This window comes from Actinocatenispora thailandica (assembly GCF_016865425.1).
Lineage (GTDB): Bacteria > Actinomycetota > Actinomycetes > Mycobacteriales > Micromonosporaceae > Actinocatenispora > Actinocatenispora thailandica.
The window spans coordinates 982,237-1,000,427 of record NZ_AP023355.1; the positions used below are offsets into that span (position 1 = coordinate 982,237).

The window sequence follows — 18,191 nt, forward strand, 5'->3', positions numbered from 1 at the left end:
CGCCCGAATTCGGGATTTCGGAATATTTACGCCAGACGCTACCGGATCGCGACGGCACGGGCCAGAGCCGCGCGGGCGCTCAGCGCCCGCCGTCGCGCCAGCTGCGCCGGGTACGGGAGCCGAGGAGGTCAGCGGCGTTTCGCCGGGTACGGGAGCCGAGGAGGTCAGCGGCGTTTCGCTGGGGCCAGGCGCTCGGCCCGTTCGCTGTCCGGGGTGTCGTCGGCGGTGATCCGCCGGGCCCGGTGCCGCACGACCAGCGCCGTCAGGACGCCGCCGAGCACGACGACCCCGAGCAGCGCCCAGGAGAAGTCCTTCAGCCAGCGCTCCGCGGCCCGGCCCAGGAAGTAGATCACCGCCGTCGTGCCGCCCGCCCAGAACACCCCGCCACCGGCGTTGGCCAGCAGGAACTTCCAGTACGGCATGCGCAGCGAGCCGGCGATCGGGCCGGCCAGGATGCGCAGCAGCGCGACGAACCGACCGAAGAACACCGCCCACACACCGTGCCGGTGGAACGCCCGCCGCGCCCGGTCGATCTTGTCCGGGCCGAGATGCTTCGGGAACCGCAGGCCGAGCCGGTCGAAGACCGCCTGCCCGCCCCGCCGGCCGATCCAGTACCCGATCGAGTCGCCGACGATCGCGCCGGCCGCCGCGGCGATCCCGACGCCCCACGGCGAGACGGCGCCGGTGGCGGCCAGCAGCGACGCGCTGACCAGCGCCACCTCACCGGGCAGCGGGATACCCATCGACTCGATGCCGATCACGGCCAGCAGCAGCAGGTACACGGCGATCGGGGGAATCGTGCCGAGCCACGCTTCCACACCGTGCACCGCCGCACCTCCGGCTCCGCCGCCCTCCGGTGTGCCGCTGCACTCCGCTCGACCGAACGGGCCGGCGACCACCCCTGGCAGAACCCTAAGCGGCGGTCGCCCGCGATGTCATCCCACCTTGGAAGGTCCTGGCTGGCCCGACTCTCCATCCTTCGTAGGACTTTCGGGCCCGCCGGGCTCGGGGTTTCCCCCGGTGGGTGCCGTGTGCGGCGCGGGTCCGGTGGCGTACTGGTGCGCCCCGGGGCGGCGCCGGCGCAGCACCGCGAGCGCGGCGGTGACCAGCCAGACCGCCGCGAGGGTGACGGCGAGGCCCAGCGGGTAGTTCAACGGCAGCGCGGACGGGTTCGTCGCACGGCGGCCGAACCCGAGCACGGTGGGCAGGAACGCGAGGACCACCGCGCCGGAGACGATCAGCCCGCCGCGGACCACCGGGTACAGGTCGGCCGGAACCAGCCGGCGGGCCAGCACCGCGACCAGGATCGCCAGCGGGGCCAGCAGCAGGTCGTGGCCGAGGATGGCGGCGACGGCGAACAGCCCGACCGAGACCGGCCGGGACTCGGTGGCCAGGCCGAGCGCCCCGTAGCCGATGCCGACGAGACCGAGCAGGACCAGGGCGGCGCGGATCGCTCTCATGGCAGTACCACCAGACGGTCGACCCACTTGGTCTGCATGACCCCGGGCAGGTTGGGTGCGATCACCCGGCACGGGAAGCCGTGGTCGAGATCCAACTCGGCGCCGTTGAGCCGCAGCGCCAGCAGGCTGCGCGGGTCGTGGCAGTGCGCCGCCGGCCAGACCGCCGCCCGGTACAGGCCGCCGCGCTGGGCGGACTCGACCCGCAGCCGGCTGCCGGCCGGCGCGCCGACCAGCGCCAGCAGATCCGGGATCGGTACGCCGGTCCAGTGCGCGGTGGCGCTCCAGCCCTCGACGCAGGCGATCGGCAACGCGACCGTGTGCTGCGGTAGCGCGGTCAGCTCGGCGAGCGTCAGGGTGTGCGGGTGCGGCCCGTCGATGTGCAGCCGGTACCGGTCGTCGGCGCGGGCGACGCCCGCCTCGACCGCGGACTTGTTCACCGGTAGCTGCTGCGGGCCGATGTCGGGGCGGCGCGGCGCGAGCAGGTCCAGCCGGGACAGCGGGCGCACCGTCTGGCCGACGGAGACGAGCGTGACCACCCCGACCGCCGCGCCGACCGCGCCGAGCAGCCCGCGCCGCTGCATCGCGGGGCCCGTACCCGCTGCTTCGGCCCGGTCGCGACCACCCGGGGCGGTGGCCGGTCCCGGCTGGTCCGTGCCGTCGACCGGCGGCTCCGGCCGGTTCGTGGCGGCGGCCAGCGCCGGCTGGTCCGAGGCGACCGGTGATGCCGGCCGGTCTCGGTCGGCGACCGGTGGTGCCGGCTGATCCGTGGCGGGGTGCGGCGACGGGGCGCGGGCCAGTGCGGCGCGGACCGTCGGCAGCTGGACCGCGATGTGCACCAGCAGCGCGCCGATCGCCACCCAGGCCAGCCAGTGATGCGCCACCGTGAAGAAGAACGGCATCGGCGGGTACCACCGGGCGATGTTCAGGATGCCGGTGGTGACCTGCGCCAGCCCGGCGCCGATCAGCACGAACACCGACAGCCGGGACAGCAGGTGCGCGATGCTGCGCACCGGCGGCCACTCGAACAGCTTCGGGTACACCGACCACAGCTTCGCCAGCAGGATCGGCACCGTGGCGATGCCGGTCGCGACGTGCACGCCCTGGGTGATGCGGTACAGCTGGGTGGGGGCCGACGGCCAGGCGAACCAGCTCGGCGGATGCTGGATCAGGTGCGAGGTGAGCCCGGTGACGAAGCAGACCGAGAACGTGACGGCCAGCGCGATCCCGAGCCAGGAGGTGAGCCGGGTGGAGCGCAGCGGCGAACCGAACCTCGGCAACCGGTCGCGTACCAGCGCCCCGATCGCGCTCGCCCGGTTCCGCAGCGGCCCGGGCAGCAACGAGATCGGATCGGCGGTCCAGAGCCGGGTCAACCGGCCAGCTCGGCGAACCATCGCCCTGCCTCCGTCCACTGGGTACGGACCTGCAGCCCGGCCGCCGCGGCGGTGTCGGCCAGCGCGTCGACCGACAGGTACGCCCAGCGGAACGGGGCGCTGCAGCGTTCCCCGTCGCGCAGCCGCAGCGCGGCGGTGCCGCTGCCGGTGCCGGGCGGTCCGACCTCGACCAGGACGGTGCCACCCGCGGCGAGCAGCTCGCGGCAGCGCCGCAACAGCCGGACCGGGTCGGCGCCGATGCCGATGTTGCCGTCGGCGAGCAGCACGTGCCGCCAGCGGCCCTGCCCGGGGAGCCGGCCGAACACCGACCGGCGCAGCGCGATCCCGCCGCGGGCGCGGACCAGCGCGACCGCGGCGGGCGCGATGTCGACCCCGAGCGCGGGGATCCCGGCCGCGGCCACCGCGAGCGTGAACCGGCCCGGGCCGCACCCCACGTCGAGGGTGGCGCCGGCGCACCGGGCGACGAGGGCCCGGTCGGTGTCGCTCGGCGCCGCGCACCAGGTGGCGATGTCCACCGTGGACGATGCCGGGTGGTCGTGGCCGGCCGCGGCCGACCGGGTCGGGTGCGCGGTCAGCGTCGGCGGCGCGCCGGCGGTGTGCCGGGCCAGCGCGGCGTCGTACATGGCGATCGGGCTGGCGGCCGTCCCGTCGGCCACGGCGGTGGTGTCGAGCGGTGCCGTCACGCCGGTACCTCCGCGTCCCGGGAAGCCGCCGGGCGGCCCGGCGACGAGGCGGACGAGCCGTGCGGCGGGATCTCGCGTTCCGCCGCACGACCCAGCTCGGCGTCGACCGCGGCGGCGAAGCCGCCGTGACAGTGCGGCGCGACCGCCCACGCATCGGGCGCGGTGTCCACATCGCGCAGCGTCTCCAGCAGCGCGACCCGGAGGCCGCGCCGGCGCAGCGCGGCGACGGTCGCGGTACCGGTGTCCGATGTGGACATCGGCACCCCGAGCAGCGCGACCGCGTCCGCCGGTCGGCGCAGCCCCAGCAGCCACCAGCCGCCGTCCGCCGCCGGACCGAGTACCGCGTCGGCACCGCGCAGCGCGGCGCGCGCCGCGGCCAGGTGCGACACCCGAAGTTGCGGGGTGTCCATGCCCACCAGCACCGTGGCGGTACCCGGCCGGGCGGTGTCGGCGAACGCGTTCGCGAGCCGCTCGGCGAGGCCGGTCCCGCGCTGCGCCGCCACCGGGAACCGGGCCGCGTTCGGTACCGGATGGTCCTGGTGCGGCTCGCCCGCGGCCACCAGCGTCCGCCGGTCCGCGGGGGCGGCCCACACCGTGGCGAGCGTGTCGTCCAGCGACGCGGCCGCTATCCGGGCCGCCTGCGCCGGCGTCGCCGGCGGGCACAGCCGGGTCTTGACCCGGCCGGGCGCCGGCCACTTCGCCACCACCAGCAACTGAGTCCTCATTGGACACCTCCGGCCGGGAGGGCGCGCATGATCCGGCTCATGTCCCGTACCGCGCGGGCGCTGCCGAGCAGCGTGCCGGTGACCTTCGACCGGGTACCGGCGGCGCGCGGCCGGTAGTCCACGTCGATCTCGCGCAGCTGCCACCCGGCGTGCGCGGCGCGCAGCACCATCTCCAGCGGGTACCCGAACCGGCGGTCGGTCAGGCCGAGCGACAGCAGCGGGCGCCGCCAGCCGGCGCGCATCGGCCCGAGGTCGCGCACCGGTACCCGGTAGCGCCGGCGCAGCCGCCGGGCCAGCAGCGCGTTCGCGTACCGGGCGTGGGTCGGCCAGGCGGTCCGGTCGGTCGGTACCCGCCGGCCGAGAACGAGATCGGCGGTGTGATCGAGCAGCGGCGCGAGCAGGTCGGGCAGCTGGGCCGGATCGCAGGAACCGTCCGCGTCGGCGAAGCAGACGATCTCGGCGGTGGCGGCGCACAACCCGGCGTGCGCGGCGGCACCGAACCCGCGACGCGGTACCGGGACCACGACCGCGCCGTGGTCCCGGGCCACCGCGGCCGAGTCGTCGGTGGAGCCGTTGTCCGCCACGATCGCGGTGCACCCGGGCGGGATCCGGGACAGCACCCAGGGCAGCGCCGCAGCCTCGTTCAGACAGGGCAGGATGACGTCGGTCATGCCGGTGAACCTAGGCGAACGGGCAGCTCCGCGACCCTTACATGTCCATGACGGCGGCCCGAAAGGTGGGCGGTTCTTACGAACCGCGAACGTCCCGGCCGGTGTGCCGGACCGGGCCCGCCGGATGGGTTAGCGTCGATGCGGTGAGCAGCGCCGCACCGAAGCTGGACCGTGTCGAGGTGCCACCGGCCACTCCCGTGCGGCGGTGGCCGCGTGGGCTGCTGCCGCTGGTGGTGGCCGGCGCGCTGGTGCTGGCCAGTCACCTGGCCGGGGTGCGGATCGCGGGGGCGCTGCACCTCGGCCAGACGTACCCGATCGCCGGTTCCTGGCGCTCGGCGGTCACCGGCTGGTTCCTGGTGCCGGTGGTGGCCGCGGCGCTGGCGTACTGGGGCTGGCCGCTGCTGGTCCGCCGGCTGCGCTGGCGGGTGCTGCTGGCGGTGTCGGCGGTGGTCGCCGCCGGCTGGTCGGTGGCGCTGGCGCTCGTCGACGGGCCGAAGGGCCTGACCGCGCCGCTTGCGCCCTACCAGCAGTATCCGCACGACGTGTCGCGGGTGACCGATCTGGGCAGCTACCTCGCCACCTTCGCCGGTCACGTCGTCGATCCCGCCAACGGGCCGGTGTGGGCGGTGCACGTAGGCGGTCACCCGCCGGGCGCGCTCGGCGTCTTCGTCCTGCTGGACCGGCTCGGGCTCGGTGGCCTCGGCTGGGCCGCCGCGCTGTGCATCGCCGGTGGCGCCCTCGCGGTGCCGAGCGTGCTGGTCCTCACCCGGCTGTACGGCGGGGCGGGTGCCGGCCGGCGGGCGGCGCTGTTCGTACCGCTGGCGCCGGCCGCGCTGTGGATCGCCACCAGCGCCGACGCCCTGTTCGCCGGCGTTGCCGCGGCCGGCCTGTGCGCCCTCGCCGTCGCCGGTGCCCGGCGCCGGCCGCCCGGCGGCGAGGTTCTCGCTGGTGGTCGACTCCGGCAGCCGGGCGGCGAGGTTCTCGCTGGTGGTCGACTCCGGCAGCCGGGCGCCGACCTGCTCGCCGCCGTTGGCGGGCTCGCGCTGGGCTGCTGCCTGTTCCTGTCGTACGGGTTGAGCCTGCTGGTGCTCCCGGCGGTCGCGGTCGTGCTGTTCGCCCCGCGCCGGGCCGACCGGCGCGCGGCCGGTGGCCGGCTGTCCCCCGACTCGGACCGCCCGGCCGGCGGGCGCCGGCTGCTGGCCCGGTGGGCCCGGGAAACCCTGTCGCCGCAACGGATCCGGCCGCTGCTGATCGGCGCCGCGATGGTGCTGGCGGTGCTGGTGGCGGCGCGGCTGGCCGGCTTCGACTGGTGGCACGGGCTGTCGCTGGCCGCCGAACGCACCCGGACCGGCGCCCGTTCGGCGCACCCGCCGACCGTCTGGCAGGACCGGCCCACCTGGTACTTCCTGTTCGCGAACCCGGCGGCGCTGGCCGTGCTGCTCGGTCCGGCAGCGATCGCCGCCCTCGGCTTCCTGCGCCGGTCCCGGCTGCTGGTGCTGCCGGCCGCCGCCGCGCTGGCGGTGCTCGGTGCGGTGCTGTCCGACCTGTCCAAGGGTGAGGTGGAACGCATCTACCTCCCGTTCGCGCTGCTGATGTTGCCGTTGACGGCGATGCTGCCGATCCGCCGGTACGGGCGGCTGCTGCTCGCGGTACAACTGGGCTGGGCGGTGCTGATCGCCCTGACGATCGAGACGTGGTGGTGAGGACGGTGACCGAGCGGCCGGCGCGGGTCCTGGTGGTGGACGACGACCCGACCGTCTCCGATGTCGTCGCCCGCTACCTGCACCGGGACGGCCTCGATGTCCGGCTCGCCGCCGACGGCCCCGGCGCGCTGCGCGAGTTCGCCGACTACCGGCCCGATCTGGTGGTGCTCGACCTGATGCTGCCCGGCCTCGACGGCATCGAGGTGTGCCGGCGGATGCGGGCCGGCGCCGACGTCGCGGTCATCATGCTCACCGCGCTGGGCGAGGAGTCCGACCGGGTGCTCGGCCTCGCCACCGGCGCCGACGACTACGTGACGAAGCCGTTCAGCCCGCGGGAGCTGGCGCTGCGGGTGCAGTCGGTGCTGCGCCGCTCGTACCGGCCGGTCGAGCCGGCGCAGCCGGAGGTGTTCCGGGACGGGGAGCTGGTGGTCGACACCGCGGCCCGGATCGCCACCCTGGCCGGGCAGCGGCTCAACCTGACCGTCCGCGAGTTCGACCTGCTGGCGTTCCTGGTGCGCAACCCGGGCACCGCGTACCGGCGGGAGGAACTGCTCGCGCAGGTCTGGGGCTGGACGTTCGGCGACCACTCGACGGTGACCGTGCACGTGCGGCGGTTGCGGGAGAAGGTGGAGCGCGATCCGGCCCAGCCGCACCGGATCGTCACGGTGTGGGGCGTCGGCTACCGGTACCAACCGGACGGAGGGGAGGCGCGATGACCGACCGGATCCTGGTGGTGCTGATCGCGCTGGGCTGTTCGCTGGCGGTCGCGGTGCCGGGTGTCGTACTGCTCCGGCTGCGGCGCGGCTGGTCGGTCACCGTGCACGTGTGCGTGCTGATCGCGGTGACGGTGCTCGCGATGGCCGCCGGGGTGGTCGGCACCGCGCTGGCGATGTTCATCTCGCCGCACGACCTGAGCGTGCTGCTGACGGTGGTGGCGGTGGCCGGGGCGGTCAGCCTGGTGGCCGCGCTGTGGCAGGGCCGGCGGCTGGCCGCGGCGAGCATGTGGTCGGCCGAGGCGAGGCGGCGGGAACGGCAGCTGGAGGCGAGCCGGCGCGAGCTGGTGGCCTGGGTCAGCCACGATCTGCGCAGCCCGCTGGCCGGGCTGCGGGCGATGGCCGAGGCGCTGGAGGACGGCGTGGTCGCCGACCCCGGCACGGTCGGCGAGTACCACCGCCGGATCCGTACCGAGACCGACCGGATGGCCGGGCTGGTCGACGACCTGTTCGAACTGTCCCGAATCAATGCCGGCGCGCTGCGGCTGTCGCTGTCCGCGGTGCCGCTGGGCGATCTGGTCTCGGACGCGGTCGCCTCGGCCGAGCCGCTGGCCACCGCCAAGCGGGTCCGGTTGATCGCGGCGGCCGGCGACTGGCCGGTGGTGCGGGCCAGCGAGCCGGAGCTGTCCCGGGTGCTGGCGAACCTGCTGCGCAACGCGATCCGGCACACCCCACCGGACGGTACGGTCTCGGTCAGCGGCGGGCGGGACGGGGCCGATGGCTGGTTCGCCGTCACCGACGCCTGCGGCGGCATTCCGGAGGCAGACCTCCCCGGGTGTTCGACGTGGCGTTCCGTGGCGAGACCGCGCGCACCCCGCGGCCGGCCGGCGGCGGTGGCGGCGGGCTCGGCCTCGCCATCGTGCGTGGCCTGGTCGAGGCGCATGCCGGCAAGGTAGCGGTGTCCAATGTGGACACTGGCTGCCGCTTCCTGGTCCGCCTGCCGGCCTGACCCGGCGAACCCGGTCGCAGCAACCCGGACCCGAGTTGGTCGTCTTGGTGTGGAAGAAGTCACCCCACCCACCCGGGGGCGACCCCGCAACGACCCTACCCCGGAACTCTCGGAAGCCACCTAGCCATCGGCGCCCCTGTGGACAACGGGCACCCCTGTGGACAACGCCCGCGGGTCTCACCTGCGTAGCGGCACACCGGCGAATTCGGCCATCCCGTCGGCGAAGTCGACCGAGGCCCGGAAACCGAGTTCGGTGCGGGCCAGGTCCGGCGCGGCGACGACGTGCCGCACGTCGCCCAGCCGGTACCGGCCCGTCACCACCGGCGCCGGCCCGCCGAACGCGTCGGCGAGCGCGGTGGCCATCTGACCGACCGTGTGCGGCTGCCCGGACGCCACGTTGTACGCCCGGAAGCCGCCGGGTCCGCCGTCCGCGCCCCCGCTGTCTGCACGCCCGCTGTCCGCGCGCCCGCCGTCTGCACGCCCGCGGCCCGCGCGACCGGCGTCTGCGCGGCCGGCGGCGGTCCCGCCGGGACCGCCGGTGGCGGTCACCGCGGCCAGGTTGGCGGCGGCCACGTCGCGCACGTGCACGAAGTCGCGCCGCTGCGCGCCGTCCTCGTACACCTGGGGCGCCTCGCCCCGTTCCAGCGCCGACCGGAACAGCGCGGCCACCCCCGCGTACGGCGTGTCCCGGGGCATCCGCGGCCCGTACACGTTGTGGTACCGCAGGGCCACCACCGACCCGCCGGTGTCCCGGGCCCACGCCGCGGCCAGGTGCTCCTGCGCCACCTTCGTCGCCGCGTAGGTGTTCCGCGGATCCAGCGGCGCGGACTCGGGGACGTTCTCCGGCCGCAGCCAGGCGCCGCAGCGCGGGCACGGCGGCTCGTACCGACCAGCGGCGAGATCCGCCTCCCGGCGGGGCCCCGGGCGCACCGTGCCGTGCTCGGCGCACGCGTACCTGCCCTCGCCGTACACCACCATCGACGAGGCGAGCACCAGCCGGCGCACCCCGGCGGCGGCCATCTCGGCCAGCAGCACCGCGGTACCCAGGTCGTTGCAGCCCACGTACTCCGGCAGGTCGGCGGTGTCCACGCCCAGCCCGACCATCGCCGCTTGGTGCACCACGACGTCCACGTCGGCCAGCGCGGACCGCACCGCGGCGGCGTCCCGCACGTCCGCGCGCAGCCAGCCGTCCGCCAGGTAGGACGGCACGCCGCGGTGTGCGGCGGGATGCAGGCAGTCCAGCACCCGAACCGGGGCACCGGCAGCCCGCAGCGCGTCGACCACGTGCGAGCCGATGAATCCGGCCCCGCCGGTCACCAGGATCACGGCACCGTCACCCCGGCCTCCTCGTACGACTCGCCGCAGGCGCAGTCGCGCTCGACCGGCAGGGCGGCCGCGGCGCTCAGCAGCAGCGTGCGCATCCGTTCGGTGTTGGCGGCGAACACCGCGAACACCTCCTCCTGGCTGACCCCGGCGCCCGCCTCGATCCCCGCGTCCAGGTCAGTGACCAGTGCGATCGGCGTGTAGCACAGCCCGAGTTCGCGGGCCAGCACCGCTTCCGGATGGCCGGTCATGTTCACCACCGACCAACCCTGCGCGGCGAACCACTGCGACTCCGCCCGGGTGGAGAACCGGGGCCCCTCCACCACGACCATCGTGCCGTGCTCGACCACGTCGGTCCCGGCGCTCGCGGCGGTGCGCGCCACCCGGTCCCGCCCGACCGGGCAGTACGGGTCGGCGAACGAGACGTGCACCGCGCCGTGGTCGTGGTAGGTCTGCACGCGGCCGCTGGTCCGGTCGACCAACTGGTCCGGTAGTACGAAGGTGCCCGGCCCGAACTCCGGCCGCAGCGAGCCGACCGCGCACGGCGCCAGCACCTGCCGCACTCCGAGCGAACGCAGCGCCCACAGGTTGGCCCGGTACGGGATGCGGTGCGGCGGGAACCGGTGGTCGCGACCGTGCCGGGGTACGAACGCCACCCGGCGTCCGCCAGGCAGCAGACCGACCATCAGCGGGTCGCTGGGCGGCCCGTACGGCGTGTCGACGGCGTGCTCGACGACGTCGGGCAGCAACTCGTACAACCCGGACCCGCCGATCACCCCGACGTCGGCCACCGGCCCGCCCGTGCCTGCCTCGGCCACCGGACCACACCTCCTCGTGCCCGTAGCCCGTCGCGTACGGTGCGCCCCACCATTCTCTTGGGCGTACCGCCGGGTGCGTCGCCCGGCCCCGATTACCGATCGGTGACGGTTGCCCGGAATCCGCGGTCACCGAGCGTCGCGGTACCGCGGGGTACGCCCACCTGCGGCTGGTCCCCGCCGACGAGGGCGGGCGTCCGCCGAAGGGCGGGTTTCCGACACTGTTCGTGACCGCAATCTCAACAATCTTGTTAGCTGGCGTTGCGCTCTTCGACTTCCGCGCGAGGGGTGCACGTCGATAGCGTGCGGGGACAGCGGTGGACGGCGGGCCACCGGCACAGCAGGGGAGGCGGGCGTGCGGCACGAGCCAGGAAGGATCGGGGACATGGCGGTCGAGTCGCTCACCGGGCGACTCCTCGTCGCCACCCCCGCCCTGCGGGACCCCAACTTCGAACGCACCGTCGTCCTGCTGCTCGCGCACGAACGCGGCGGCGCGCTCGGCGTCGTCCTCAACCGCGCGACGGAGATGCCGGTCAGCGACATCGAGGCGCTCGGCGGCTGGGCCGAGCGCGCGAGCGACCCCGGCGTGGTGTTCGAGGGCGGGCCGGTACAGCCCGAGGCGGCGATCTGCCTCGCCCGGGTCCGCCCGGAGCGCGACATTCGCGGCGTCACCCGGGTCGCCGGCCCGGTCTGCTCGGTCAACCTGCCCGCCGGCCCGGACGACGTGGACGAGGGCATCGAAGGGGTGCGGGTCTTCTCCGGCTACGCCGGCTGGGAGGCCGGCCAGTTGGAGTCCGAGATCGACACCGGCTCCTGGCTGGTGTTCGACGGACTGCCCGGCGACGCCTTCTTCCCCCGCCCGGACGATCTGTGGTCGATGGTGCTGCGCCGGCAGGGCGGGCTGCTCGCCGCCATTGCCCTGTTCCCGTCCGATCCGTCGCTGAACTGACCGGAGGGGGTACCCGACTGGCCCGCCCGACCCGGCTGTGTACACTTGCCCACGCACGTCGCTGAGGCGGCGAGCACGGGGCTGTGGCGCAGCTGGTAGCGCACCACACTGGCAGTGTGGGGGTCAGGGGTTCGAGTCCCCTCAGCTCCACCCGTACGAAGACCCGTTGGCCGATGCGTTCTCGCAGGTCAGCGGGTTTTTTCATTGCCATGGGTCGATCAGGTGATCTAGCTCGAATCCATGATCATCAATGCCGGTGACGGCGGATGCGCCTCTTTCCGCATTGCACGTTCCGCGACGTTGCAGGCAAGGGGACTGGCCAGGGTTTGGTTGACGCTCGGTGTCACTCGGGCGTCTTCCTTTCTCGCGCGAGTGAGGGGGCGCGGGCGGTCAGAACGGGATGGGGTAGTTGCTGCGGATCGTGTGGTGCGGATCAAAACGGTGCTTGATGGCGCGCAGCCGAGCCAGGGTGTCGGGTGCGAAGGCGTCGGCTGCGGTCTCGCTCGGCGTCAGGTAGGTGTACGGCTTGTGCCCACTGATCCAGGGCGCGAGGTCTCGGACGAGGTCTCGCTGCCGGGCCCGCACGGCCGCGGCGGACTCCGGTGAGGTCGGCACACCGAACAGGTAGAGGGCGTACGGCTCCTCGAGGGGGCCGTGCGGGCTGTCGGAGGGGCGGGCGAGTGCGCCGCCGAGGTGCCGGAGCTGCACGCTGAGCAGTGGGTCGATCGGCTCCGCCAGGAGGGTCTTGGCCGCGCGGTCGTCCAGCGCGGTGAGCAACTCCCCCCGCGACAGCCCCGGCCCCGGTTCGGTCGGCTCGGCCGTGATGGAACCGAGATCGGCGGTGGAAAGGGGGCCGCGGCCGTCGGACAGGAGCCCGTCGAGGTTCGCCAGCGGGCGGAGCAGGTCCCGGCCCTCGGCCGGCTCGCCCAGATAGGTTGCGTCCACGGCGACCAGCGGCGCGCTCCCGGGGAAGTTCAGCAGGTCGAGCCAGAGGGTGAGGGTCTCCGGTGCCGCTGCGGTGACTGTCCGGTAGGTGTCCAGGACCTCGGCCGCCCGTTCGGCGGGCCACAGCATCCGCCCACCGTAGAGCCGCGGTGCGGGGTGCAGGGTGAACTCCAACGCGGTGACCAGCGCGTAGTCGCCACCTCCGCCGCGCAGGGCCCAGAACAGGTCGTCGCCGGCCATCACCCGGAACGGTGTGCCGTCGGCGCCGACGCCTTCGATGGCGGTGACGCTGTCGGCGGCCCAGCCGTATGCGCGGGAGAACCAGCTGAGGCCGCCGCCGAGGGTGTAGCCGGTCACGCTCACCACGGGGGAGCTTCCCGGAAGCCCGGTCAGACCGTGCTCTGCGGCGATCCCTTGGACCTGGCCCCAGCGCACACCCGCGCCGACCCGGGCGGTGCGACCGGCGGCGTCGATCGCGACCTCGTCCAGGAGCCGGGTGCGCAGCAGGATCGCGCCGTCCAGGTCGCCCGTGGCGCCGTGCCCGCTGGGCTGGGCCGACACCCGCAGCCCGTGGGCCGCGGTGTAACGGGCCAGCGCGGCGACATCGGCGGCGTCCGCCGCCTCGACCACCGCGGCGACGTCCTGTTCGACGGCCAGATTCCAGGGTCGGCGGGCGGAGTCGAACCCGGTGTCCTCGGGAAGCAGCACCCGGCCGCGAACGCGGTCGCGCAATTCGGTCAGAGCGTTCATCGTTGGCTCTCCTCAAGGATCATCCGGTCATCGGTGGACACGGCACGGGGAATGGATCGGGGCTTGCGGGCGCGGGAGAATCCGAGCGCGGCCAGTGCGGTCAGTGCGATGCCCGCCGCTGCGACGAGCATCGCCGTCCGCAGGCCGTGGACGGTGGCCGCGCGCAACGCCGCGCCGGTGAGCCCGCTGGTACCGGAGTTGGCGATGGCCACCAGGACGGCCAGGCCGATCGCACCGCCGATCTGCTGGGTGGTGGAGACCACCCCGGATGCGACGCCCTGTTGTTCGGCGGGGGTCGCGGAGGTCGCCGCGCCGAACATCAGGGTGTAACCCGCGCCCTGACCGACCCCGAGGACCAACAGCCCCGGGACGAGGGCGAGGTAGGACGATCCGACGGCCAGGGTCGTCGCGAGGACGAGCGTCCCGGCCAGCCCGACGAGCAGGGCGCCGACGATGGTGGTTCGTACGCCGCGCGCGGTCGCGAGGTGTCCGGCCAGCTGCGATCCCGCAACGATCGCGGCCATCGGGACCAGAAACGCCAGGCCGGTGCGCAGGGCGCCGTAGCCGAGTACGGCCTGGAAGTAGACGGTCAGGAAGTACAGCAGAGAGCCGAAGGTGCCCATGTAGAAGAAGGTGACCAGCGCACCCGAACCCAGGTCCCGGCCACGCAGCAGGCCGAGCGGCAGCAGCGGGTGGCTCCCGCGCCGTTCGATGGTGACGAACGCGGCCAGCAGCAGCATCCCGGCCACGGCCGCCCCAACGACCGGTGCGGACGCCCATCCCGACTCGGGGCCCTGCACCAGCGCGACCACCAGCAGGGTGGTTCCGGCAGTCCCGGTCAGCGCTCCGGCGACGTCGAATCGGCGTCGCGTCGTTCTCTCCGGCCGGGGCTGGCCAGGGATCAGCGGCAGGGCGGCCAGCGCGGCCACACCGGCGAGCGGCACGTTGACCAAGAACACCGCTGTCCAGCCGAACGCCTCGGTAAGCATCCCGCCCAGCAGCGAGCCCAGGATCATCCCGCCGCCGCCGGCGGTGCCCCATAGCGCGAAGGCGCGGTTGCGATCCCGGCCCGGCGCGAATCCGGTGCTGATCAGCATGAGGGTCGCGGGGAACAGCAGCGCCCCGCCCAGCCCCTGGACAGCCCTCGCCGCCACCAGCGGCCAGGGCGAGTGGGTCATCCCGCCGGCCAGCGAGGCCACCGCGTACAGCACCAGTCCGGTCACGAACATCCGACGCGGGCCGAACAAGTCGCTGGCGCGGCCACCGAGGAGCAGGAACCCGCCGAAGGCCACCGCGTAGGCGCTGACCACCCACTGGAGGGTCTGGGAGGAGAAACCGAGGCCATCCCCGATCTCTGGCAGCGCCACGTAGACGATGTTGTAGTCGAGGGAAATGATCAGTTGGGCGAACGCCAACAGGGCCAGGGCGAGCCCCGAGCGCGGGAAGATGGTCTTCATGAGCTTCGTTCTCTTTCGGAGGGTCGTCAGGCGGTGAAGATCGCGGCGGGGTCGCCGGTGTGCCATGCGTTGTCGATACGCATCCGGCGGACCACCCAGCGGTCGCCGTCGCGGACCAGATCCACGGCGTAGGGGTTCTTCAACAACGCGAAGGTGCCGCGGTCCGCGATGAGCAGATGCTGGGCCTCGACCAGCGCGGTGAGGCGCGCGGTGTCACCGTCGACGGCGACGCGCGGGTTGGTGACCTGATGGGTGGTGTCCACCCGGCCGTCGAACAGGCCGAGGATGGTGCTGACGATCATGTCCCGGCCGACCATCAGCGGCGCCTTTCCGCCCCACTTGGCCGCTGCCGGGCTGAAGTCCAGTTCGGCGTCGGCGGCGAATGCCGAGGCGAACAACGCGGCGTCCTTCAGGTCCTGTCCGAGGCCGAACCGGTACAGCGCGTCGATGATCTCCACCCGGTCGCGCAGCTGCGCCGCGACGTTGGCGGGCTCGGTGGCCGGAGCGGACAGGGCGAAGGCGTCGGTGACGTACATCGTGGGCTCCTCTGCAGGTCAGATGGGGTGCTGAGCTGCTCCAACCCTCGCCGGTGCCGCAGCCCTCATCAACGCCGACCTGTGCAATGATCGTGAAGCCTGGGTTCATGATGGGGAGGCGCGATGCTGGAACGACACGAGGTGGACGCCTTCCTCACCCTGGCCGAGGAGCTCCATTTCGGCCGCACCGCCGAACGCCTGCACCTGTCCACCGCCCGTGTCAGCCAGACCATCGCCAAGCTGGAACGGCGCATCGGCGTCCCGCTGTTCAACCGCACCAGCCGCCGGGTGGCGCTCACCGCGGTCGGCCGGCAACTGGACGAGGAGATCCGGCCCGCCTGGAACCAGATCACCGCCGCCGTCGAGCGGGCGGTCGACAACGGACGCGGCCTCACCGGCACGCTGCGCGTCGCCTTCGTCGGCGCTGCCGGCGGTCAGCTCATGGCCGGAGTAGCCGAACTGTTCCGCGAACGCGAGCCCGGCTGTCAAGTACTGCTGCACGAGGCGCAGATGTCAGAGGTCTTCCCCTGGATCCGCGACCAAGTGGTCGATCTCGCGCTGGCCCCTCGCCCCGTGCACGAACCCGGTCTCGTCTCCGGCCCGGTGCTGGTGCGCGAGGCGCGCATGCTGGCAGTTCCCGTGGGGCATCCCTTCGCCCGCCGCGAGTCGGTGTCCCTGCAGGATCTGAGCCGGGTGCGTCTCTTCCGGCTGCCTGAGAGCGTGCCCGGCTCCCTGCAGGACCATTACGCACCCAGCGTCACTCCCGCTGGACACCCGATCGAGCATGGCCCCGCGACCAAGACCTTCAACGAGACCCTCACTCTCATCGGCGCCGGCCAAGGCGGCTTCATCGTCGGTGCGCACTTCCGGCGCTACTACGCCCGCCCTGACGTCACCTACATCCCCTTCGACGATGCCTCGCCGCTGGAGTGGTCCATGCACTGGTCCGCCGACGCCGCCACTGCCCGTGTCCGTGCCTTCGCCGAGGCCGCTGTCAAGCTGGTAGGCGGTTGATCGCGGGCTGTTCGACATCCGGCCCGGCCCCGGCCGTCCTCCCGGCCCCAACCACAGCCACGCCGCCCGCTACGGCGCCGGCGAACGGCGAACCAGTCTGCCGAAAACAGCCGTCGGGACCCAAGATCACTTTTGTTGGGACCTCCTAGCGGCGCCGGTGCCGGCGGTCCGTCGCGTCGGTACGCGGTGTGGCGGTGCCCTGGCGGGTGTGTCGGTCGGTGATCTCGTCGGTCGTCGTTTCGTCGTGGTCCAGTTTGCCGGTACGGCTTCGTTCGAGAGGCGGTGGAAAGGGGTTCATACACTGCATGGAATGGTGACGGCACTGGTCGGACTTGCGGCTCTGATCGCTGCCGCGATCGCCGGCGTGGCGGTGGTCCTCGCGGTTCGCCGCCGTCATCGCCGCCCCCTCGACCGGTACCAGGCTGCTCGGCTGGCGGCGCGCCGGGGGCGCCGGACCGCGGATCGCACCGCAAGGAACCCGGCCGACCCGACCGGCACCACCGTCGCCGATCACGGCTACGGTGGCGCCGGCTACGACCGGTAGCGGCGACCGCCGCCAGTCGCACCCCGGATCGCCCGGCGCCAGCCGCGCCGCCCCGAACCGCCGCCGCGAGCCGCGCCGTTCGGAACCGCCCGCCCCCGGATCGGCCGGGCCCCGCTAAGGGCCGCGCCCCGCTACGGCAGCGCCACGGTCACTGCTGGAAGTCGGCCGTGTGGTCGGCGGCCCAGGCCGCGAAGTCGAGTCCGGGACGTCCGAGGATCCGGTCGACCTCTCCGGTGACGAGGCCGGCCTGCCCGTACGAGTCGGCCTGCATCGCCATGAAGCCGTCCGCGAGCGCCGCCGGGATGCCGGAGGCGACCATGCCCCGCTTGGCCACCTCGACCGGGACCTCCTCGAAGCGCAGCGGCCGGCCGATGGCCGCACCGATCGTCTCGACCATCTCGGTCTGGGTGAGGGCGCGGGGGCCGGTGAGGACCGGGCAACCGGGCGAGAGTTCGTCGGCGAGCAGGGCGTGCGCGCCGACCGCGGCGATGTCCCGCTCGTGCAGCGGTGCCCAGGACGTGTCGGCGTACGGGCCGCGCACCACGTCGCCGGCGCGGATCTGGCCGGCCCACATCCCGATGGTGTTGACTGCGTAGAAGCCGGACCGCAGCGCGAACCACTCCAGGCCGGACGCGGCGACGGCGGCCTCGACCTCCTTGTTGTACTCGCCACGCAGCCGGGACGGCTGCCGGTCCAGGTCGAAGTCGACGTTCAGGGCGGACATCGACACGACCCGGCGTACCCCGGCGTCCCGGGCGCGGTCCAGCAACTCCGCCGCGGCGGTACCGACCGTCCGGGGGTTGACGAACATCGCGGTGACGCCGTGCAGCGCCCCGTCCAGGGTGGTGGGCCGGGACGGATCGGCGCGAACGACCTCGACGCCGGCGGGAAGGTTGGCGGCCTCCGGGTCACGGCTGACCGCGCGGACTTCGGCGCCCGCCGAGACGAGCAGTTCGACCAGTGGGTGGCCAACCACCCCGGTCGCTCCTGTCACCAGAATCATGACTGGTCCTTTCCGTACGGCGGGCGCTCCGGGCGAGCGTGCCCGCGTGGTGTGTCGACGGTTTCGGTGTTGGTCCCGCTCGGACCGGAGCGGGTTGCCCGGCGGGTCACCGGGCGAGGCCGAGGGCCAAGCTGGCCGCGGCCAGCGGGAGGAAGAAGCAACTGCCGAGAAAGAAGGTGGGGGAGAAGTCGGCCACGCGGATGTGCGTGTAGGCCGCGCAGACGAAGAACAGGACGAGGCCGATCGCGGCGGCGGTGCCGACCAGCGGCACGCCGACGAGGCCGAGGAGCACGCCGAGGGCGCCGGCAGTCTTGAGCGTGCCGATGGGAAAGGTGAGCCAGGACTCGGGAATGTCGGCGGTCGCGAGTGCCGGCCGGAGGGTCTTCATGACCGGGCCGAAGCGGGTGATGGCGCAGGCGCCGGAGAACAGGTTGGCGGCCACGGTCACGATGCCGATGACGAGGTAGGCGGTGTACATGGCGGTACCGATCTTCCTTCGG

18 protein-coding genes, 1 tRNA gene and 1 pseudogene are annotated in these 18,191 nt (G+C 73.7%); 7 read left to right on the forward strand and 13 right to left on the reverse strand.

All coding sequences use genetic code 11. From position 1 onward, the window contains the following. Positions 1 to 164: 164 nt before the first annotated feature. The 6 genes from Athai_RS04285 to Athai_RS04310 form a co-directional block, all read right to left on the reverse strand. Positions 165 to 827 carry a DedA family protein gene (locus Athai_RS04285; RefSeq protein ID WP_203960265.1) on the reverse strand — a complete coding sequence of 221 codons (663 nt, stop codon included), beginning with the start codon at positions 825 to 827 and terminating at the stop codon, positions 165 to 167. A 108-nt stretch (positions 828 to 935) separates the two neighbouring features. After that, entirely contained in the window at positions 936 to 1,460 is a 525-nt protein-coding gene (locus Athai_RS04290) for a hypothetical protein (protein WP_203960266.1), read from the reverse strand. Beyond that, positions 1,457 to 2,851: a molybdopterin-dependent oxidoreductase gene (locus tag Athai_RS33860; RefSeq protein ID WP_239156712.1), complete on the reverse strand. Its 1,395-nt coding sequence runs from the start codon at positions 2,849 to 2,851 to the stop codon at positions 1,457 to 1,459. Before Athai_RS33860 ends, Athai_RS04290 begins: the two co-directional genes overlap by 4 nt. Continuing rightward, complete coding sequence (locus Athai_RS04300; protein WP_239156713.1) at positions 2,827 to 3,534, reverse strand: class I SAM-dependent methyltransferase; 708 nt, start codon at positions 3,532 to 3,534, stop codon at positions 2,827 to 2,829. Before Athai_RS04300 ends, Athai_RS33860 begins: the two co-directional genes overlap by 25 nt. Next, complete coding sequence (locus Athai_RS04305) at positions 3,531 to 4,259, reverse strand: TIGR04282 family arsenosugar biosynthesis glycosyltransferase (protein ID WP_203960267.1); 729 nt, start codon at positions 4,257 to 4,259, stop codon at positions 3,531 to 3,533. The genes Athai_RS04300 and Athai_RS04305 overlap by 4 nt, the downstream gene beginning before the upstream one ends. Next, positions 4,256 to 4,930, reverse strand: coding sequence for a glycosyltransferase family 2 protein (locus Athai_RS04310; protein WP_203960268.1), 675 nt, complete (start codon positions 4,928 to 4,930; stop codon positions 4,256 to 4,258). Before Athai_RS04310 ends, Athai_RS04305 begins: the two co-directional genes overlap by 4 nt. Before the next feature lie 143 nt (positions 4,931 to 5,073). Between Athai_RS04310 and Athai_RS04315 the strand changes: the two genes are divergently transcribed. From Athai_RS04315 to Athai_RS04325, 3 genes and pseudogenes are all read left to right on the forward strand, one after another. Then, entirely contained in the window at positions 5,074 to 6,633 is a 1,560-nt protein-coding gene (locus Athai_RS04315; protein WP_203960269.1) for a hypothetical protein, read from the forward strand. Beyond that, positions 6,630 to 7,349 carry a response regulator gene (locus Athai_RS04320; protein WP_239157349.1) on the forward strand — a complete coding sequence of 240 codons (720 nt, stop codon included), beginning with the start codon at positions 6,630 to 6,632 and terminating at the stop codon, positions 7,347 to 7,349. The genes Athai_RS04315 and Athai_RS04320 overlap by 4 nt, the downstream gene beginning before the upstream one ends. After that, positions 7,346 to 8,355, forward strand: a pseudogene (locus Athai_RS04325) (sensor histidine kinase). Before Athai_RS04320 ends, Athai_RS04325 begins: the two are co-directional and overlap by 4 nt. Positions 8,356 to 8,532: 177 nt before the next feature. On the opposite strand, the gene Athai_RS04330 reads toward Athai_RS04325, so the two are convergent. Continuing rightward, complete coding sequence (locus Athai_RS04330; RefSeq protein ID WP_239156714.1) at positions 8,533 to 9,681, reverse strand: NAD-dependent epimerase/dehydratase family protein; 1,149 nt, start codon at positions 9,679 to 9,681, stop codon at positions 8,533 to 8,535. Next, the gene (locus Athai_RS04335) at positions 9,678 to 10,454 is read right to left on the reverse strand and encodes an S-methyl-5'-thioadenosine phosphorylase (protein ID WP_203965327.1); all 777 of its coding nucleotides are present in this window, start codon (positions 10,452 to 10,454) and stop codon (positions 9,678 to 9,680) included. Before Athai_RS04335 ends, Athai_RS04330 begins: the two co-directional genes overlap by 4 nt. A 424-nt stretch (positions 10,455 to 10,878) precedes the next feature. Between Athai_RS04335 and Athai_RS04340 the strand changes: the two genes are divergently transcribed. After that, positions 10,879 to 11,442, forward strand: coding sequence for a YqgE/AlgH family protein (locus tag Athai_RS04340; RefSeq protein WP_203960270.1), 564 nt, complete (start codon positions 10,879 to 10,881; stop codon positions 11,440 to 11,442). A 77-nt stretch (positions 11,443 to 11,519) separates the two neighbouring features. Further along, a tRNA-Ala gene (locus Athai_RS04345) sits at positions 11,520 to 11,592 on the forward strand. A 240-nt stretch (positions 11,593 to 11,832) separates the two neighbouring features. Here Athai_RS04345 and Athai_RS04350 read toward each other — a convergent pair. The 3 genes from Athai_RS04350 to Athai_RS04360 are packed head-to-tail and all read right to left on the reverse strand — an operon-like array spanning position 11,833 to position 15,130. Then, positions 11,833 to 13,137 carry an FAD-binding oxidoreductase gene (locus tag Athai_RS04350; protein WP_203960271.1) on the reverse strand — a complete coding sequence of 435 codons (1,305 nt, stop codon included), beginning with the start codon at positions 13,135 to 13,137 and terminating at the stop codon, positions 11,833 to 11,835. Further along, positions 13,134 to 14,594, reverse strand: a complete 1,461-nt coding sequence (locus Athai_RS04355) for an MFS transporter (RefSeq protein WP_203960272.1) — start codon at positions 14,592 to 14,594, stop codon at positions 13,134 to 13,136. Before Athai_RS04355 ends, Athai_RS04350 begins: the two co-directional genes overlap by 4 nt. A gap of 26 nt (positions 14,595 to 14,620) precedes the next feature. Then, positions 14,621 to 15,130: a nuclear transport factor 2 family protein gene (locus Athai_RS04360; RefSeq protein WP_203960273.1), complete on the reverse strand. Its 510-nt coding sequence runs from the start codon at positions 15,128 to 15,130 to the stop codon at positions 14,621 to 14,623. A gap of 123 nt (positions 15,131 to 15,253) precedes the next feature. On the opposite strand from Athai_RS04360, the gene Athai_RS04365 reads away from it, so the two are divergent. Further along, complete coding sequence (locus tag Athai_RS04365) at positions 15,254 to 16,144, forward strand: LysR family transcriptional regulator (RefSeq protein WP_203960274.1); 891 nt, start codon at positions 15,254 to 15,256, stop codon at positions 16,142 to 16,144. Between the two features lie 208 nt (positions 16,145 to 16,352). Next, a complete protein-coding gene (locus tag Athai_RS04370) occupies positions 16,353 to 16,688 on the forward strand; it encodes a hypothetical protein (protein WP_203960275.1) in 336 nt (111 codons plus the stop codon). A gap of 148 nt (positions 16,689 to 16,836) precedes the next feature. Here Athai_RS04370 and Athai_RS04375 read toward each other — a convergent pair whose 3' ends face one another. Next, positions 16,837 to 17,691 carry an NAD(P)H-binding protein gene (locus Athai_RS04375; protein ID WP_203960276.1) on the reverse strand — a complete coding sequence of 285 codons (855 nt, stop codon included), beginning with the start codon at positions 17,689 to 17,691 and terminating at the stop codon, positions 16,837 to 16,839. A 106-nt stretch (positions 17,692 to 17,797) separates the two neighbouring features. Next, positions 17,798 to 18,169 (reverse strand): DoxX family protein, encoded by a 372-nt coding sequence (locus Athai_RS04380; RefSeq protein ID WP_203960277.1) that lies wholly within the window; start codon positions 18,167 to 18,169, stop codon positions 17,798 to 17,800. Positions 18,170 to 18,191: the final 22 nt, after the last annotated feature.

Coding starts and splice junctions, on each gene's coding strand:
- Athai_RS04290 (WP_203960266.1), bottom strand. CDS start 1,460: ATGAGAGCGATCCGCGCCGCCCTGGTCCTGCTCGGTCTCGTCGGCATC.
- Athai_RS33860 (WP_239156712.1), bottom strand. CDS start 2,851: ATGGTTCGCCGAGCTGGCCGGTTGACCCGGCTCTGGACCGCCGATCCG.
- Athai_RS04305 (WP_203960267.1), bottom strand. CDS start 4,259: ATGAGGACTCAGTTGCTGGTGGTGGCGAAGTGGCCGGCGCCCGGCCGG.
- Athai_RS04310 (WP_203960268.1), bottom strand. CDS start 4,930: ATGACCGACGTCATCCTGCCCTGTCTGAACGAGGCTGCGGCGCTGCCC.
- Athai_RS04340 (WP_203960270.1), top strand. CDS start 10,879: ATGGCGGTCGAGTCGCTCACCGGGCGACTCCTCGTCGCCACCCCCGCC.
- Athai_RS04350 (WP_203960271.1), bottom strand. CDS start 13,137: ATGAACGCTCTGACCGAATTGCGCGACCGCGTTCGCGGCCGGGTGCTG.
- Athai_RS04355 (WP_203960272.1), bottom strand. CDS start 14,594: ATGAAGACCATCTTCCCGCGCTCGGGGCTCGCCCTGGCCCTGTTGGCG.
- Athai_RS04360 (WP_203960273.1), bottom strand. CDS start 15,130: ATGTACGTCACCGACGCCTTCGCCCTGTCCGCTCCGGCCACCGAGCCC.
- Athai_RS04365 (WP_203960274.1), top strand. CDS start 15,254: ATGCTGGAACGACACGAGGTGGACGCCTTCCTCACCCTGGCCGAGGAG.
- Athai_RS04375 (WP_203960276.1), bottom strand. CDS start 17,691: ATGATTCTGGTGACAGGAGCGACCGGGGTGGTTGGCCACCCACTGGTC.
- Athai_RS04380 (WP_203960277.1), bottom strand. CDS start 18,169: ATGTACACCGCCTACCTCGTCATCGGCATCGTGACCGTGGCCGCCAAC.